The sequence below is a fragment of the Bradyrhizobium sp. 25ACV genome, assembly GCF_054863005.1.
In genome coordinates, this window is the sequence record NZ_JAVAYO010000005.1 from 64,342 (window position 1) to 81,497 (window position 17,156).

The 17,156-nt window shown below is 65.0% G+C and carries 17 protein-coding genes; 10 read left to right on the plus strand and 7 right to left on the minus strand.

The features are described from left to right. Positions 1 to 227 precede the first annotated feature (227 nt). Together RAD04_RS13060 and RAD04_RS13065 are read left to right on the plus strand one after the other, a co-directional pair. Positions 228 to 1,019 (plus strand): Bax inhibitor-1/YccA family protein, encoded by a 792-nt coding sequence (locus RAD04_RS13060; protein ID WP_018318880.1) that lies wholly within the window; start codon positions 228 to 230, stop codon positions 1,017 to 1,019. Positions 1,020 to 1,234: 215 nt separating this feature from the next. Continuing rightward, a complete protein-coding gene (locus tag RAD04_RS13065) occupies positions 1,235 to 1,765 on the plus strand; it encodes a GNAT family N-acetyltransferase (RefSeq protein WP_461624116.1) in 531 nt (176 codons plus the stop codon). Between the two features lie 110 nt (positions 1,766 to 1,875). Here the strand turns inward: RAD04_RS13065 and RAD04_RS13070 are convergent, their stop codons facing one another. From RAD04_RS13070 to acnA, 3 genes are all read right to left on the minus strand, one after another. Continuing rightward, complete coding sequence (locus RAD04_RS13070) at positions 1,876 to 2,244, minus strand: DUF2794 domain-containing protein (protein WP_091964958.1); 369 nt, start codon at positions 2,242 to 2,244, stop codon at positions 1,876 to 1,878. Positions 2,245 to 2,854: 610 nt separating this feature from the next. Next, positions 2,855 to 3,631, minus strand: a complete 777-nt coding sequence (locus tag RAD04_RS13075) for a DUF1223 domain-containing protein (RefSeq protein WP_461624117.1) — start codon at positions 3,629 to 3,631, stop codon at positions 2,855 to 2,857. A gap of 235 nt (positions 3,632 to 3,866) precedes the next feature. Beyond that, positions 3,867 to 6,587 (minus strand): aconitate hydratase AcnA, encoded by a 2,721-nt coding sequence (gene acnA / locus RAD04_RS13080; RefSeq protein WP_461624118.1) that lies wholly within the window; start codon positions 6,585 to 6,587, stop codon positions 3,867 to 3,869. A 239-nt stretch (positions 6,588 to 6,826) separates the two neighbouring features. Here acnA and ccmA point away from each other — a divergent pair, with 239 nt between their 5' ends. The 5 genes from ccmA to RAD04_RS13105 all read left to right on the plus strand — a co-directional run bounded on the left by ccmA (position 6,827) and on the right by RAD04_RS13105 (position 10,057). Continuing rightward, complete coding sequence (gene ccmA / locus RAD04_RS13085; protein ID WP_461624119.1) at positions 6,827 to 7,429, plus strand: heme ABC exporter ATP-binding protein CcmA; 603 nt, start codon at positions 6,827 to 6,829, stop codon at positions 7,427 to 7,429. Between the two features lie 301 nt (positions 7,430 to 7,730). Then, positions 7,731 to 8,399, plus strand: coding sequence for a heme exporter protein CcmB (gene ccmB / locus RAD04_RS13090; protein WP_018318886.1), 669 nt, complete (start codon positions 7,731 to 7,733; stop codon positions 8,397 to 8,399). A 91-nt stretch (positions 8,400 to 8,490) separates the two neighbouring features. Further along, positions 8,491 to 9,285 (plus strand): heme ABC transporter permease, encoded by a 795-nt coding sequence (locus RAD04_RS13095; RefSeq protein WP_461624120.1) that lies wholly within the window; start codon positions 8,491 to 8,493, stop codon positions 9,283 to 9,285. Then, positions 9,282 to 9,464, plus strand: a complete 183-nt coding sequence (ccmD, locus tag RAD04_RS13100; protein ID WP_104466286.1) for a heme exporter protein CcmD — start codon at positions 9,282 to 9,284, stop codon at positions 9,462 to 9,464. The genes RAD04_RS13095 and ccmD overlap by 4 nt, the downstream gene beginning before the upstream one ends. Beyond that, positions 9,461 to 10,057 (plus strand): DsbE family thiol:disulfide interchange protein, encoded by a 597-nt coding sequence (locus RAD04_RS13105; RefSeq protein WP_461624121.1) that lies wholly within the window; start codon positions 9,461 to 9,463, stop codon positions 10,055 to 10,057. The genes ccmD and RAD04_RS13105 overlap by 4 nt, the downstream gene beginning before the upstream one ends. Positions 10,058 to 10,200: 143 nt before the next feature. On the opposite strand, the gene RAD04_RS13110 is transcribed toward RAD04_RS13105, so the two are convergent. Then, positions 10,201 to 10,803, minus strand: a complete 603-nt coding sequence (locus RAD04_RS13110) for a septation protein A (RefSeq protein WP_461624122.1) — start codon at positions 10,801 to 10,803, stop codon at positions 10,201 to 10,203. Positions 10,804 to 10,806: 3 nt separating this feature from the next. Next, on the minus strand, positions 10,807 to 11,754 hold the full coding sequence (gene ftsY / locus RAD04_RS13115; RefSeq protein WP_461624123.1) for a signal recognition particle-docking protein FtsY: 948 nt from the start codon (positions 11,752 to 11,754) through the stop codon (positions 10,807 to 10,809). A gap of 60 nt (positions 11,755 to 11,814) precedes the next feature. On the opposite strand from ftsY, the gene RAD04_RS13120 reads away from it, so the two are divergent. After that, positions 11,815 to 12,516, plus strand: a complete 702-nt coding sequence (locus RAD04_RS13120; RefSeq protein ID WP_461624124.1) for an RluA family pseudouridine synthase — start codon at positions 11,815 to 11,817, stop codon at positions 12,514 to 12,516. A gap of 138 nt (positions 12,517 to 12,654) precedes the next feature. After that, positions 12,655 to 13,764, plus strand: coding sequence for a DUF2336 domain-containing protein (locus RAD04_RS13125; RefSeq protein ID WP_461624125.1), 1,110 nt, complete (start codon positions 12,655 to 12,657; stop codon positions 13,762 to 13,764). A gap of 214 nt (positions 13,765 to 13,978) precedes the next feature. Here RAD04_RS13125 and mtaB read toward each other — a convergent pair whose 3' ends face one another. Together mtaB and dapF are read right to left on the minus strand one after the other, a co-directional pair. Then, positions 13,979 to 15,232, minus strand: coding sequence for a tRNA (N(6)-L-threonylcarbamoyladenosine(37)-C(2))-methylthiotransferase MtaB (mtaB, locus tag RAD04_RS13130; RefSeq protein ID WP_461624126.1), 1,254 nt, complete (start codon positions 15,230 to 15,232; stop codon positions 13,979 to 13,981). Then, positions 15,232 to 16,107, minus strand: a complete 876-nt coding sequence (gene dapF, locus RAD04_RS13135) for a diaminopimelate epimerase (RefSeq protein WP_461624127.1) — start codon at positions 16,105 to 16,107, stop codon at positions 15,232 to 15,234. Before dapF ends, mtaB begins: the two co-directional genes overlap by 1 nt. A gap of 268 nt (positions 16,108 to 16,375) precedes the next feature. Between dapF and RAD04_RS13140 the strand changes: the two genes are divergently transcribed. Continuing rightward, entirely contained in the window at positions 16,376 to 17,152 is a 777-nt protein-coding gene (locus tag RAD04_RS13140; protein WP_461624128.1) for a GyrI-like domain-containing protein, read from the plus strand. Positions 17,153 to 17,156: the final 4 nt, after the last annotated feature.

Genomic DNA, 17,156 nt, shown 5'->3' on the forward strand with positions numbered 1-17,156 from the left:
CCACGACTGCTCGTCAGGTTCGCGTCAGGATTGCCGCCAAGGGCGACATTCAGCCGCGCGTGGAAGGTTGCAGCGAATGTGTTAGTTTCCCACATATCGAATGGGTTCGGAGCCCCGATTGTTAGCCAAAATTTAGTCGGTTGGCGTCGGTATCCGAGATAGAGTTTGACGAACCGGCGGCATGGCGACCCTCGTGCCGGACCGGACCAACCAACGGGAATTCGACCATGTCGGACCTAGACCGTAACTACGCTTCTCCTTTCGGCAGGGCCGCCGGGCGTGTTGACGCCGCGACGGTCGATGCCGGCCTGCGCGCCTATATGCTGCGCATCTACAACTACATGAGCATTGGCCTCGCCATCACGGGCCTTGCTGCGCTCGGCGTCTACATGGCTGCCGTGACCGACGTTCCGACGGCGGAATCCGTCCGCGTCGGCAAGCTGTTCCTGACGCCGTTCGGCTACGCGATGTTCGTCAGCCCGCTGAAATGGCTGTTCATGCTCGCGCCGCTCGCCATGGTGTTCGTGATCTCGGCGGGCATCAACCGTCTCGCCCCCTCGACCGCCCAGATCCTGTTCTGGGTGTTCGCGGCGCTGATGGGTATCTCGCTGTCGTCGATCTTCCTGGTGTTCACGCACACCTCGATCGTGCGGGTGTTCTTCATCACCGCGGCCACCTTCGGTGCGCTGAGCCTCTACGGCTACACCACCAAGCGTGACCTGACCGGCATGGGCTCGTTCCTGTTCATGGGCCTGATCGGCATCATCATCGCGAGCCTGGTGAACCTGTTCCTGGCGAGCTCGATGCTGCAGTTCATCGTGTCGGTGGTCGGCGTGCTGGTGTTCGCGGGCCTCACCGCCTGGGATACCCAGCGGCTGAAGAACGACTACATCTACGGCTACGCCTCGGCCGGCGGTGACATCGCAGAGCGTGCGGCCATCACCGGCGCGCTGTCGCTGTACCTGAACTTCATCAACCTGTTCACGCTGCTGCTGCAGCTCCTCGGTCAGCGCGACTAAGCGCAACGACGAGAGAACGGATAGGAACCCCGGCCGAAAGGCCGGGGTTTTTGTTTGGGCGCGGGGGGCGCCCCGTAGCCCGGATGGAGCGCAGCGAAGCAATCCAGAGTCCCTCCGCGGATGCATTTCTGGATTGCTTCGCTGCGCTCGCAATGACGGGTGTGGCAACACCGTTGCCCCTTTCAGCAGAAGCGGGAAGGCTCTAATCTTGTCCCATGTCCGCACCTGAAATCAGGCCTACAACCGAGGCCGACCTTCCCGCCATCACCGCCATCTACCAGCAGGCCGTCCGCGAGGGCACCGCGACGTTCGAGCTGGAGCCGCCTGACCTCGTGGAGATGACGCGCCGTTATCGCGCGCTGGTCGACGGCGGCTATCCCTATTTCGTCGCCATCCTCGACGGCCGCGTGGCCGGTTATGCCTATGCCGGCGCCTACCGCCCGCGCCCGGCCTACCGCTTCACGGTCGAGAACTCGATCTATCTCGATCCCTCCTTCCACCGCCGCGGTGTCGGATCAAAGCTGCTGGAGCGACTGGTCGCCGAATGCGAGGCGCGCGGCTTCCGCCAGATGATCGCGGTGATCGGCGATTCCGCGAATGCCGGCTCGATCGGCGTGCACACCAGGGGCGGCTTCAAGATGATCGGCACGCATCCCAATGTCGGGCTGAAATTCGGCCGCTGGCTTGATACGGTGATGATGCAGCGCGACCTCGGCGAGGGCGCGAAGACGGTGCCGACAAAGTAGGTCTCGTAGGGTGGGCAAAGCGATAGCGTGCCCACCAATCCCGGCGATTGAGAAAGCTCGTGGGCACGGCGCTGCGCGCCTTTGCCCACCCAACGGCACGGTCTATGCGGCTACACCACCGCCAGCTTCCGATCGATCACCAGCAGCACGCGCTCCAGCTCGTGGCCGCGGCGCAGGATCAGTCCCGTCGCCGAGATCACGCTGTACATGCCCTGCTTCCGCGCCAGCCGCGGATCCTTCTCGATGCGGTAGATCGGCACTTCCGAGGCACGGCGATAGACCGAGAACACGGCGCGATCCCTCAGGAAGTCGATGGCATAGTCGCGCCATTCGCCGTCGGCGACCATGCGGCCGTAGAGATTGAGAATACGGTGCAGCTCGAGCCGGTTGAACGTCACCCGGCTCAGTTGCGTCGTCGCCGCGGCGGGGCGCGCCGCCGCGCGCTGCTCGCTCGGATCGGCATCCTCCGACAGACTCATGGAGCGCTTCCTCATCGCACGGCATGACCCGAATCCGCGAAGACCGTCCCCGGAACCTGGATCATGACAGCTGCATGATTGCGCCAACCGGCCACCGCCGCAAGGGGCTCCTGATTCAACCGGTCGAATCGGTTACGATTCGGGGCACACGCTATGGTGGAACTCCCTCGCGGCAAACCGTCACGGGATCGTTAGCAGGAATCATACTCTCGCCGCTTTTCCGCCTAGCGACTGCCGCCCTGCATTGCGAAAAGACTCGTGTGCGTTGACCCGGTCCTTTCGGTTCCGGATTCCTCAGCCCCCAGCCCCCCGGGGTCGAACAGGATCGGGTCTGTACGCGCAACAAGGAGGGCCAACGCAAGTTGGTCCTTTTTTGTTTGTGCCGGGATGTTTCTGCTTCGGCGAAATTCTTCTCTCATCAGCGCCAACAGTCTCTCATCCTGAGAAGCCGCGCGTCCTTCGCGCGGCGTCTCGAAGGATCGAGGCCGAGCTGCGTGAGCGGGGCCTGCATGGTTCTCACGGCGATGCGAAGCATCGCCCGGTAGACGCGCGCAAGGGCGCGCTCCTCACCATGATGGGTGCCAGTCAGTACGACGCTAGAGAATTGAAATCAGTGCAGCGACGTGTACGCCGCACCCAGCATCGTGCCGGGCTTGTCGCGGCTGCCGTCCTGGACATAGACCACCGCGCCGTCGACGCCGTCGCGTGTGAGGTTCTCGATCGGCACCGTCCAGCTTTCCGAACGCCCGGTCCAGTCACCGACCTTGAGCAGGTTGCGCACCACGTTGTGATAGGTGACCTGCTGTCCGCGATTCTCGCCGCGGGTGATCGCGATCGGGACCGACTTGGCGATCGAACAGATCCAGACCTCGCCATGCGAGGCGGCCGGCTCGTTGCTCGCCGCCACCGACACGTTGATCTGCTTGCCCGCGAGCGACATCGTCACCGGCACGCTCATCACACCCGTGCCCTTGTCGGTCTTGCCGATCGCGCTCTCGATGCCGACACGATCGCTGCCGATGACATGGGTGGAGCCGTTGACCACGACCTGCGGCGTGTAGACCTCGCGGTCGCCGCGCATGCGCGAATAAGCACGCTGCCGTGCAGAGAAGCGCGAATCCGCCAGCGTGTCCTTCCAACCCAGATAGTCCCAATAGTCGATCGGCATGCTCAGCGCGATGATCGACGGGTCTTTGGAGAGATCGCCGATGATCTGGTCGGCGGGCGGGCAGGAGGAGCAGCCCTGCGAGGTAAACAATTCGACAACGGCGCGGGGATCGGCCTCGGCAGGACGGATGACGGCGACGATCGCACAGATGCCGAGAGCTCCCGACCAGAGCGCACCGGACCAACGTGAAACCAGATGAGAAGCCGTCATTGTTGTCATGTCGAACGCCGCACACCATTGCTCGTGGAAAGGGAGATCTTATCGCCGGATGGTCACCGTAGTCTTACGGGGCGCGACACACCCGACGGTCCAGGCCAACCATCCGAAAGAAGGTTTTCCGCCGGACGGGCCCATCTGGAGCATGCCGCAAACGCACGAAGGCGGCCTTGTGATAGGCCGCCTTCGTTTAACCTTCTACTCACGTCGCGGTGAGCCACCGTTCACAAATTCGCGCTTAGGCCGCGAGCTTGCGCAGCACGTAGTGCAGGATACCGCCGTTCCGGTAGTAGTCGAGCTCGTCCAGCGTATCGATGCGGCAGAGCAGCGAAACGCGCTGCAACGAACCGTCGCCCGAGACGATCTCCGCGGTCAGCTTCTGGCGCGGCTTGAGATCGCCGACCAGGCCACGCAGCGTGACCTTCTCGTCGCCCTTGAGGCCGAGCGACGACCAGGAGGTGCCCTCCTCGAAGGTCAGCGGCAGCACGCCCATGCCGACCAGGTTGGAGCGATGGATGCGCTCGAAGCTCTGGCAGATCACGGCGCGCACGCCGAGCAGGCGGGTGCCCTTGGCGGCCCAGTCGCGCGATGAGCCGTTGCCGTATTCGGCACCGGCGAACACCACCAGCGGCACCTGCTCCTGCTGGTACTTCATCGCGGCGTCGTAGATCGACATCTGCTCGCCGTCGGGCCAGTGCTTTGTCAGGCCGCCTTCCGGAATATTTCCATCCGCGCCCTTCAGCATGAAGTTCTTGATGCGGATGTTGGCGAAGGTGCCGCGCATCATCACCTCATGGTTGCCGCGGCGCGTGCCGTACTGGTTGAAGTCGGCGGGGCGCACCTGGTGCTCGCTGAGATACTTGCCAGCGGGCGAGGTGAGCTTGATCGAACCGGCCGGCGAGATGTGGTCGGTGGTGATCTTGTCGCCGAACATGGCGAGGATGCGCGCCTCGATGATGTCGGTGACCGGCTCCGGCTCCTTCTTCATGCCGTCGAAATAAGGCGGGTTCTGCACGTAGGTCGACGACATGTTCCAGCGATAGGTCTCGCTCTCGACCGTCTTGATCTTGCGCCAATTTGTGTCGCCCTTGAACACGTCGGCGTACTTCTTCTTGAAGATCGACGCGGTCACGAACTTCTTCATGAAGGCGTTGATCTCCTTGGTCGTCGGCCAGATGTCCTTGAGGTACACCGGCTTGCCGTCCTTGCCCTCGCCGAGCGGCTCGACCGCGAGGTTCTTGGTGACGCTGCCCGCGAGCGCGTGCGCGACCACCAGCGGCGGCGAGGCCAGGTAGTTCGCCTGCACGTCAGGCGAGACGCGGCCTTCGAAGTTGCGGTTGCCCGAGAGCACGGCGGCGGCGACGATGCCGTTGTCGTTGATCGACTTCGAGATCTCCTCAGGCAGCGGACCTGAATTGCCGATGCAGGTGGTGCAGCCGAAGCCGACCAGGTTGAAGCCGACCTTGTCGAGATCCTTTTGCAGACCGGAATCGGCGAGATAGCCGGCGACGACCTGGCTGCCCGGGGCGAGCGAGGTCTTCACCCACGGTTTTGCTTTCAGGCCCTTCGCGGCGGCGTTACGGGCCAGCAGGCCGGCGCCGATCAGCACGCTCGGGTTCGAGGTGTTGGTGCAGGAGGTGATGGCGGCGATCACGACGTCGCCGTGGCCGATCTCGAAATCCTTGCCTTCGACGGCGAAGCGCTTGCTGGGCTCCTCGGCCTTCTTGTACTCGGTGCCGAGCGCAAGCGAGAAGCCTTCGGCGACCGACGGCAGCGCGATGCGGCCTTCGGGACGCTTCGGACCGGCCATCGACGGCACGACGTCGGCGAGATCGAGCGTCAGCGTTTCCGTGAACACCGGATCGGCCGACTTGGCGGTGCGGAACAGCCCTTGCGCCTTGGCATAGGCCTGCACCAGCGCGACGCGCGGCGCCGCACGGCCGGAGGTCTTGAGATAGTCGATCGCGGCGGCGTCGACCGGGAAGAAGCCGCAGGTCGCGCCGTATTCGGGCGCCATGTTGGCGATGGTCGCCTTGTCGGCGACCGAGAGATTGTCGAGGCCGGGGCCGAAGAACTCGACGAACTTGCCGACCACGCCGAGCTTGCGCAGCATCTGCGTCACGGTGAGCACGAGGTCGGTCGCGGTGACGCCTTCTTTCATCGCGCCCTTCAGCTTGAAGCCGACGACGTTGGGCAGCAGCATCGACAGCGGCTGGCCGAGCATGCAGGCTTCCGCCTCGATGCCGCCGACGCCCCAGCCGAGCACGGCCAGACCATTGACCATGGTGGTGTGGGAGTCGGTGCCGACCAGCGAGTCGGGATAGGCGACCTCGAAGGTGCCGGTCTTCTTGCCGACCGTCATCTTCTCCTTCTTGGTCCAGACCGTCTGGGAGAGATATTCGAGATTGACCTGGTGGCAGATGCCAGTGCCGGGCGGCACGACGGAGAAGTTCGAGAACGCCTTCTGGCCCCACTTCAGGAACTCGTAGCGCTCCTGGTTCTGCTTGTACTCTTCGGTGACGTTCTTGCCGAAGGCCTTGTTGTCGCCGAAGAAGTTCACGATCACGGAATGGTCGATGACGAGATCGACCGGCACCAGCGGATTGATCTTCTCGGCATCGCCGCCGAGCTTCTGCATCGCGTTGCGCATCGCGGCGAGGTCGACCACCGCGGGCACGCCGGTGAAGTCCTGCATCAGCACGCGCGCCGGGCGGAAGGCGATCTCATGCTCCAGCGACTTCTTGCGCAGCCATTTCGAGACCGCGACGATGTCCTCTTTCTTGACCGAGCGGCCGTCCTCGTTGCGCAGGAGGTTCTCGAGCAGGACCTTCATCGAATAGGGAAGTTTCGAGATTCCCTTCAGACCATTCTTCTCGGCCGTGGGCAGGCTGTAATAGACATAGGTCTTGGCGCCGACCTTGAGGGTCTTTTTGCATTTGAAGCTGTCGAGCGAGGTCATGTAGGAATCCCAATTGTTAGTTATACCCGGCAGGGTATTTTAACACCGTTAGCGTATCAGGCTGGGCCGCTTGCAGGGGCAGGTTGAGTTGCTGCATCAAGTAGTTCCGGGCTTATAGAAGCTTTCTAACCGCGCCGCCACAGCCACAATCGTACCGCAGCATTCGCGAGCCAAAAATTCCCATGCGCTACCCCAAGTTTTCCTGAGGCCCGGCTTTGAGCGGGGTGGCACGAGGCAAGATGCAGCTGTCCGGGCGCGGGGTGGTTTGCGTGCGCGGCGGCCGCGAGGTGTTTGCCGGGCTCGATTTCGAGGCCGTCGCCGGCGAAGCGGTGGCGGTCGTCGGCCGCAACGGGTCGGGCAAGACCTCGCTGCTGCGGCTGATCGCGGGCCTGCTCGTACCGGCGGGCGGGACGATCGTACTGGACGGGGGCGACGCTGAAATGACGCTGCCGGAGCAGTGCCACTATCTCGGCCACCGCGATGCCCTGAAGCCGGCGCTCAGCGTGGCGGAAAACCTGACTTTCTGGGCCGATTTCCTTGGAGGGGAGCGTTTTGACTTCGCCGAGAGCCTCGCCACGGTGGGGCTCGAGCATGCCACCCACCTGCCCGCCGGCTTCCTGTCCGCCGGCCAGCGCCGCCGGCTATCGCTGGCGCGGCTTTTGACCGTACGCCGCCCGGTCTGGCTGCTAGATGAGCCGACCAACGCGCTGGACGTGACCGGACAGGACATGTTCGGCGGCCTGATGCGCGAGCACCTGTCGCGCGGCGGCCTGATCATCGCGGCGACCCATGCGCCGCTGGGGATCGATTCGCGGGAGCTGCGGATCGGGGGTGTGGCGTGAGGCGACACGACCCTCAGCTTTCCGAGCGGCGGGGCCCCGCTCTCTCCGTTCCCTCCCCCCTTGTGGGGTCCGAGGCGAGCGATGCTCGCTCTCGAGGGCAGGGAGGGGGGTGCCACACGGCAAGACGTCTCGGTTCTAGCCTTCAAAAGGCGGGCGCTCTGTTGCTGGCGATCCCTTTCCAACGAGCATCTCTCCCGGGGCTACCCCTCTCCCCCGCCCTCCCCCACAAGGGGGGAGGGAGCGCACTGCGCCTGCGGCTCGATGCCATCAAACCAAGCGACTCCGCCGCGGGAGGCACCCCATGACCGCCCTCTCCGCCCTCGTCCGCCGGGACATCAGGATCGCGCTCCGTGTTGGCGGCGGGGCGCTGATTGGCGTGCTGTTCTTCCTGACCGTGGTGGTGCTGATGCCGTTCGCGGTGGGGCCGGACCTGGCGCTGCTGTCGCGGCTGGGGCCGGCCATCCTCTGGCTCGGCGCGCTGCTGGCGAGCCTGCTCACCCTCGACCGGCTGTTCATGGCCGACCACGAGGACGGCTCGCTCGACCTGATCACGATGAGCCGGACGCCGCTGGAACTCGCCTGCGCCGCCAAGGCGCTGGCGCATTGGCTGGCCGCCGGCCTGCCGCTGATTGTCGCAACCCCCGTGCTCGGTCTCTTGCTCAACCTCGACATGGTCGCGACCGGCGCGGTGGCGCTGACGCTGCTGGCGGGCACCCCGGCCCTGACCTTCACCGGCATGATCGGCGCGGCGCTGGCGGTGACGCTGCATCGCGGCGGGCTGCTGATGGCGGTGCTGGTGCTGCCGCTGTCGATTCCCGTGCTGATTTTCGGGGTAGCGGCCTCGCAGGCCGTGATCGTCGGCCCGATGACGTTCGGCGCGCCGTTCTCGATCCTGTGCGCGCTATCCCTGGTCAGCCTCGTGATCGGCCCCTTCGCAGCCGCAGCGAGCCTGCGGCACGGGCTCGATTGAGATGCGCGCGATTGACCTTGACCCCGATCAACTTTCATCCCTCGCTTTCGTGCTGATTGCCTGAGCGGCCACCGATGATTATCAGGGTACCATGACGCTGATCGACCTCGCCAACCCCACGCGGTTCCTTGCGCTGACAGCGCGGGTCCTGCCGTGGCTCGCGGCCGCGACCGTTCTGCTGCTTGCAATCGGTCTCTATCAAGCCGCGCTTGCGCCCGATGACTATCAGCAGGGCGCGACCGTGAAGATCATGTTCATCCACGTGCCCAACGCCTGGCTGTCGATGTTCGTCTGGGGCGTGATGAGCATCGCCTCGCTGGGCACGCTGGTGTGGCGGCATCCGCTCGCCGACGTCGCCGCCAAGGCCGCAGCTCCGATCGGCGCCGCCTTCACCTTCCTCGCGCTGCTGACGGGCTCGCTGTGGGGCCGTCCGATGTGGGGCACCTATTGGGAATGGGATGCGCGGCTGACCTCGGTGCTGATCCTGTTCCTGATGTATCTCGGCCTGATGGCGCTGTGGCGCGCGGTCGACGATCCCTCGCGTGCCGCACGCGCCGCCGCGGTGCTGACCCTTGTCGGCGCGCTCAACCTGCCCATCATCAAGTTCTCGGTCGACTGGTGGAACACGCTGCACCAGCCGGCCTCGGTGATGCGCATGGGCGGCTCGGCCCTCGACAAATCGTTCTTGATTCCGCTGCTGGTGATGGCGATCGCCTTCACGCTGCTGTTCGTCACGCTGCATCTGGCTGCGATGCGCAACGAGATCCTGCGCCGCCGGGTCCGCTCCCTGCAAATGATGCAGGCGAGCCGTGTCGCGTTCTCGAACGAAATGGGCACCGGTTCGCGCGGACAAAGCGCGTCGAAAGAAATTGGGGCCGCAGGATGATGTCGCTCGGTCCTTATGCATCCTTCATCGTGACGTCCTATGCCGCAGCGGCCCTCGTGGTCGTGATCCTGATCGGCTGGATCGTGCTCGACTATCGCAACCAGACGCAGCGCCTGCGCGAGCTGGAGGAGCGCGGCATCACCCGCCGCTCCGGCCGTAGCGCCATGGACGCGTCATGAGCGGTCAGTCGACCTCCGCAGGGCCGCAGCGCCGCACTTTCCTGATGGTGCTGCCGCTGATTGCGTTCATCGCACTGGCACTGCTGTTCTGGTTCCGGCTCGGCAGCGGCGATCCCTCGCGGATTCCCTCCGCGCTGATCGGTCGTCCCGCGCCGCAGACGACACTGCCGCCGCTCGAGGGATTGCAGATCGACAACGCGCAGGTGCCCGGCCTCGACCCCGCCGCGTTCAAGGGCAAGGTCAGCCTGGTCAATGTCTGGGCGTCCTGGTGCGTGCCGTGCCATGACGAGGCGCCGCTTTTGACCGAGTTCGCCAAGGACAAGCGCTTCCAGCTCGTCGGCATCAATTACAAGGACGCGTCCGACAACGCGCGGCGTTTCCTCGGGCGCTACGGCAACCCGTTCGGCCGTGTCGGCGTGGATGCCAACGGCCGCGCCTCGATCGAATGGGGCGTCTACGGCGTACCCGAAACCTTCGTCGTGGGACGCGAGGGCACCATCGTCTACAAGCTGGTCGGCCCGATCACGCCGGACAATCTGCGGACGGTGCTGTTGCCGCAGATGGAGAAGGCGCTGAAGGCAGCGGGATCTTAGCCTGGCGCTTCCGTGCCCCGGACGCAGCGCAGCGATCCTTCATCGATGCGCTGCAGAGCCGGGGCCCATGTCACCACGACGTCAGTTCTGAAGAGAGAGACTGGGTCCCGGCTCGCGCTTCGCGCGTCCGGGACACGAGACCGTCAGCCCTTCCTCACGTCCCCCGCGTCCGCCTCGCTGGTCTCCAGCGACGCCGGCTCAACACCGTAGCGCTTGGTCAGCGGCATCTGGGCGATGGCGAAGATCATCGTGATCGGGGTGACGCCGAACACCTTGAAGTTCACCCAGAAGTCCGTGCTCTGGGTGCGCCAGACGATCTCGTTCAGCACCGCCATGCCGGCAAAGAACAGCGCCCAGCGCAGGGTGAGGATGCGCCAGCCCTGCGGCGTCAGATTGAACATCTGGTCGAACATGACGGCGATGAAGGAGCGGCCGAACAGCAGCCCGCCGCCGAGGATCGCGGCGAACAGGCCGTAGATGATGGTCGGCTTGACCTTGATGAAGGTCTCGTCGTGCAGCACCAGCGTCAGCGTGCCGAACACCAGCACGATCACGCCCGTGACGATCGCCATGATCGGAATGTGGCGCGTCACCACGTAGGACGCGACCATCGCCGCGACGATCGCGACCATGAAAGCGCCGGTCGCCGCGAACAGATTGAACTTCGCATTCACGAAGAAGAACACCAGCAGCGGCCCGAGCTCGGTCGCCAGCTTGAACAGCGGATGCGGCTGGGTCTTGTCCATTCTTCAGCTTTCGATTCCGGCGATGGCGCGGGCGAAATCGCGCGCGGTGAACGGCGCGAGATCGTCGACGCCTTCGCCGACGCCGATGAAATGCACCGGCAGTTTGAACTTTTCCGCGAGCGCCACCAGAATGCCGCCGCGCGCGGTGCCGTCGAGCTTGGTCATCACGAGGCCGGTGACCCCGGCGGTGCGATGGAAGGCCTCGACCTGCGACAGCGCGTTCTGGCCGACGGTCGCGTCGAGCACAAGCAGCACGGCATGCGGCGCAGTGTCATCCACCTTGCGGATCACGCGCACGACCTTTTCGAGCTCGTTCATCAGCTCGGCCTTGTTTTGCAGCCGGCCGGCGGTGTCGATCAGGAGCACGTCGATATTCTGCTCCTTCGCCGCCGTCAGCGCGTTGAAGGCAAGGCTCGCCGAATCCGAGCCTTGCGCGCCCGCGATCACGGGCGTCTTCGTCCGCTCGCCCCAGACTTTGAGCTGCTCGATGGCTGCTGCGCGAAACGTGTCGCCGGCGGCCAGCATCACCTTGCGGCCTTCGGAGGCGAATTTCTGCGAGAGTTTTCCGATGGTAGTGGTCTTGCCGGAGCCGTTGACCCCGACCACGAGGATCACGAACGGCTTCTTCGCCGTATCGATCTCGAGCGGCTTTGCCACCGGCGCCAGCACCTTCTCGACCTCGGTGGCGACGACGTCCTTGACCTCGTCCGCCGAGATCGCCTTGTCGTAGCGCCCGGTGCCGACGGCGTCCGCGATCCGCACCGCGACTGACGTGCCGAGGTCGGCGCGCAGCAGCACGTCCTCGATGTCGTCGAGCATGGCGCGGTCGAGCTTGCGCTTGGTGACGAGGTCGGCGACCGCGGTCCCGAGCGAGGACGAGGTGCGCTTCAGCCCGTTGGACAGGCGGCGCCACCAGCTCAGCTTGGGGGGATCTGACGTGGTATCGTTCATGGCGGGGGTGTGTTAGCCGTTCCGGCTCCCAAACGAAAGTCTTGACCGAAAGTCTTGCAATTGCTCGATGTTCCCCAATTGACGGCCGATGAAATTCTGGCCCGCGTGCTCCATCGCGACGGGCTGATGCTGGTCATCGACAAGCCGGCCGGCCTTCCCGTGCATCGCGGTCCCAAGGGCGGCGCCAATCTGGAGGATTCCTTCCACGCGCTGTGCTTCGGCCTGCCGCGACCGCCGGTGCTGGCCCACCGGCTGGACAAGGACACCTCCGGCTGCCTCGTGCTCGGCCGCCACCGCAAGGCAACCGCCTCGCTCGGCCTCCTCTTCAAGCACGGCAAGATCAGCAAGACCTATTGGACCGTGGTCGAGGGCAGCCCCGCCGGGGACGCGGGTACCATCGACATGCCGCTCGGCCGGCTCAACGCCGAGCGGGGCTGGTGGCAGAAGCCTGATCCGGAAGGACAGAAGGCGATCACCAACTGGAAAGTGATGGGCCGGGGCGACGGCTTCACGTGGCTGTCCATGGAACCGGTGACCGGGCGGACCCATCAATTGCGGGTGCATTCGGCCGCGACCGGCTGGCCGATCTTCGGCGATAACATTTACGGCAACGGCCCGCGTTTCGGCGAGCCGAAGCTGCACCTGCATTCCCGCGAGATCGTGGTGCCGATCTCCCGGAACAAGGAGCCCGTCCGCGTCGTGGCGCCGGCCCCACCCCACATGCACGAAAAGCTCCGCGCCTGCGGCTGGAACGGGGAATAGCCTTTCAGATCCTCATAGTGAGGAGCTTAGCAGTGCCCGGCTACCGGCCCATGGTTTACGAAACGTTCAGCGCTCGCCGCTAATGATGACGGTTGCTTAGAACAAGCTTCTGTAACCGCTCAGGATGAGCAGGGCGTGATGTCCAAGGCCGAGCTATCGATCATCGAAGAGGTCGAATCCGCGATTCGCGCAGGCTCGGCGGAAAAGGGCCTGGAAACGGCCCGGCGCGTCACCGACCTGTTCCTCTCCTCTGCCGGCAGTTTCGACGACGAGCAGATCGCGCTGTTCGACGAGGTGCTCGAGCGCCTGATCGGCACCATCGAGCTTCGCGCGCTTGCGGACATGGGCGCACGCATCGCGCTCGCCGAGATCAGCGCGCAGCTGGCGCCGATCGCGCAGGCGCCGCCCTCCGTGATCCGCCGCCTCGCCAGCAATAACGAGATCCGCATCGCCGGTCCCGTGCTGCAGGAATCCGCCCGCCTCGACGACGGCGAGCTGGTGAAGATCGCATCATCCAAGGGCGAGCCGCATCTGCTCGCGATCGCCGGACGCTGGTGGCTGAAAGAGATCGTCACCGACACCTTGCTGGCGCGCCGCTATCCCAGCGTCAGCCGGCGGCTCGCCGCCAATCCCGGCGCGCGCGTCTCCGGAAATGGATTCGCCGTCATGATCGGGCAGGCCGAGGCCGATCCCGAACTTGCCGTCAGCGTCGGCGTCCGCCTCGACCTGCCGTCGGAGCTGCGTCGCCGATTGCTGCGCTCGGCGAGCGATGCCGTGCGCGCCCGCCTGCTGTCGCGCGCGCCGCCGCATCTGTTCGAGGAAATCCAGAGCGCGATCGCCGCCGTCACCGTCGGCGTCGATCGCGAGATGTCGGGCGTCCGTGATTTCGAAGGTGCCAAGCGGGCGATTGCAATGCTCAAGGCAACCGGCCAGCTCAGCGAAGCAACGCTGCTCGGTTTCGCCACGCAGCGGCGCTATGAAGAGACCGCCGCGGCGCTGGCGGCCCTGTCCGGATCGACCGTCGAGGTGATCCGCCCGCTGATGCAGAGCCTGCGCGACGACGGCTTGCTGGTGCCGTGCAAGGCGGCGCAGCTCAGCTGGGAGACCACCACCGCCGTGCTCGAAAGCCGTTTTGCCACAGGCGCAATGAAGCCGGCCGATCTTGCAAGAGCGCAAGGGCACTACGCGCGGATGACGCCGGAGAATGCAAAGCGGACGCTGCGGTTCTGGCAGGTCAGGGCGTCGTAGGGGGCGCGTTCTAGGGCAAGGCGTATCGGCACCCTCGGTGTCGTCCCTGCGAAAGCAGGGACCCATAACCACAGGGAGACGTTTGGCAACGGCTGTCAGTTGCTCTGCTTCGTTGGGACGAGCACCATCCGCAGTCGATATATCACGCGGTATGGGTCCCTGCGTGCGCAGGGACGACGCGGAGGATAGAGCGCCGCGCACTTATCCCAGCCTGTTACGTGGTGAGCCGCTCACCATCGCTGCCAACGATCCGCAGCGACATCACGCTTCCCACGCGCTCGCCCGCAATCGCCACCGGCAGATAATGCTCCGTACGCCCCTGGCCCTCACTCTCGATCAGCACGTCGCGCGTGGCACCGATCTCGGCCTGCAGCCTCCGCCGCAATGCCATCTCGCCCGCCGCACGCAGCCGCTTCGCGCGCTCCTTGATCACGCCGCCCGCCACCTGCGGCATCCGCGCGGCCGGCGTGCCGGGGCGGGGCGAATAGGGGAAGACGTGAAGGAATGTCAGGCCGCATTCCTCGACCAGATCGAGCGAGCGCGAGAACATCTCCTCCGTCTCGGTCGGGAAACCCGCGATGATGTCGGCACCGAACAGGACATCGGGGCGCAGGCGGCGCACCTGGTCGCAGAATGCGATCGCATTCTGCCGCGAATGGCGCCGCTTCATCCGCTTCAGGATCATGTCGTCGCCGGACTGCAACGACAGATGCAGATGCGGCATAAACCGCGCATCATCCGCGATGGCATCGAGCAGATCGTCATCCGCCTCGATCGAATCGATCGAGGAAATGCGCAGGCGCTTCAATTCCGGCACGTGCCGCAAGATCTGCTTCGTCAGCATGCCGAGCTTCGGCGTGCCCGGAAGGTCAGTGCCGTAGCTGGTGAGATCGACACCGGTCAGCACGATCTCGGCATGGCCGCGTTCGGCCAGCGTCCGCACCTGCTCGACCACCGCGCCCATCGGCACCGAGCGCGAATTGCCGCGGCCATAGGGGATGATGCAGAAGGTGCAGCGATGGTCGCAGCCGTTCTGCACCTGCACGAACACGCGCGGCAGGCCGCGCGTGTAGCCGTCGATGAGATGTGGCGCCATCTCCCTCACGGCCATGATGTCGCTGACGGCGATCTTCTCGCCGGTGCCGAGATCGAAGGCATCGCGCGCTTCGCGCCAGGCGGATGACCGCATCTTGTCGTCGTTGCCGACGACGCGATCGACCTCGGTCATGTCGGCGAACATCGCAGCTTGCGTCTGCGCTGCGCAACCGGTGACGACGATGCGCGCCTCGGGCCGTTCGCGCTTCAGTTTGCGGATTGATTGCCGCGCCTGCGCCACCGCCTCATTGGTGACCGCGCAACTGTTGATGACGATGGCGTCTGAAAGGCCAGCGCCCTCGGCCTCGCGGCGGATCACTTCGGCCTCGAAGGCATTGAGGCGGCAGCCGAAGGTGACGACGTCGACGGCCATCAGGCGGTCGGCGCAAACAGCGCCGGATCGAATTTGCCCTCATATTCGAAGGTCGCCGTGCCCGTCATCAGCACGTGATCGTCACGTTCGCGCCATTCGATGCCGAGCTTGCCGCCGGGCAGCGTGATCTCGACATTGCGCTCGACACGCTTCAGGCGGGCTGCGGCCACTGCCGTGGCGCAGGCCGCCGAGCCGCAGGCCCTGGTCAGGCCGGCACCGCGTTCCCAGGTGCGGATGGTGATGTGCTTGTCATCGACGATATGAGCAAGCGTGATGTTGGCGCGCTCCGGGAAGATCGGATGGTTTTCGAGCAGCGGACCGAAACGTTCGAGATCATAGGCGTTGACGTCGTCGACCCAGAAGATCGCGTGCGGATTGCCCATGCTCACGACGGAAGGCGAATGCAGGATGGGATTGTCGATCGGCCCGATCTGCAATTCGATGTAGCGGGTATCGCGGAACTCTTCCGCCAGCGGAATGTCCTGCCAGCCGAACCTCGGCGCGCCCATATCGACGGTGTAGAGATCGGACGCCGGGCCCTGCCAGGCATTGAGCAAGCCGGCCGCCGTCTCGAACGTCGCGGTGGTCTGCCCGTTCTTCTCGAAGATGCGCCGCACCACACAGCGCATGCCGTTGCCGCAGGCGCCGGCCTCCGAGCCGTCATTGTTGTAGATGCGGATGAAGGCTTCGGTGCCCTCGAGCTGCGGCTTCTGCAGCACCATGAGCTGGTCGTAGGCCACGCCACCGTTGGCGGACGCCACCGCGCGGGCGTCGTCCGGCGTCACCTTTGCTGCGGAATCGCGCATGTCGACAACGACGATCTCGTTGCCGATGCCGTTCATCTTGGCAAATGCGTGGTTGGCCAGCGCGCTCATGAAAATTCCCGAATTTCGCCTGTCTTATATGGCGATCCTTGGCGGCTTGGCCAGTGATTTGCCGCCGGGCGCCGGGAGGACTGCCAGGAGAACTGCCAGGAGAACTGCCATGACGCATCTGTCATGGGACGAATTTGATACCCGCGTGTTAGAACGGCGAAAGCTCGCCGCGAACCGGGATGCGTGGCCGGGCTCAAGCCGGATTAGGCCTTGGTGGGCAAGGTCTTGCTGATGAAGGGCCCTGGTTAAGGCCTTGGGGAGAATAAAAATGATCAGGTTTCGTCGTCTTGCTCTGGCCGCGCTGATCCCGGCAGCGGCCTTGTCGCTTGGCCTGCCTGAGGTTCTGGCGCAAACCCCCAGCCCGGCACCGGCGGCCTCGGCAAGTCCCTCGCCGGCCCCATCGGCTTCTCCCGCCCCGGCCGCGAGCGCCTCACCTGCCCCAGCGGCGACGGCCTCGCCCGCGCCGTCGCCTGCCGCCAGCGCGTCGCCGGCCTCGGCAAGTCCCTCGCCCGCAGCCAGTGCCTCACCCAGCCCAACGGCCCCACCACCGGCGGCCGCCGCGACACCCGCTCCGGTGCAGACCGCCGATCCGTTCGGCCTGGAAACCACGCTCGAGGCCAAGAAGGTCGTGATGGTCAAGGGCACTGCCAATTGGGACTCGGCCTTCGACACGCTGATCGACGCCTTCAAGGCGCTGAACACGCTCCTGGACAAGCAGGGCATCAAGCCATCAGGCAATGCGATGATCGTCTACACCTCGACCGACGACACCGGCTTCACCTTCCTTGCCGAGATCCCGGTCGAGCAGGATCCCAAGAATCTGGTTAAGGACATGAGCATCGGCAAGTCGCCGGAGGGCAAGGTGCTGAAATTCGTCCATCGCGGTTCCTACGACAACATGGACAACACCTACGAGGCGATCACCAATCACCTCGACGACAAGAGACTGGAAGCCAAGGACACCTTCATCGAGGAATACCTCACCGATCCCCTGAAGACGGCAGAGGACAAGCTCGTGATCAACGTTTTCGTGCCGCTGAAGTGAGACC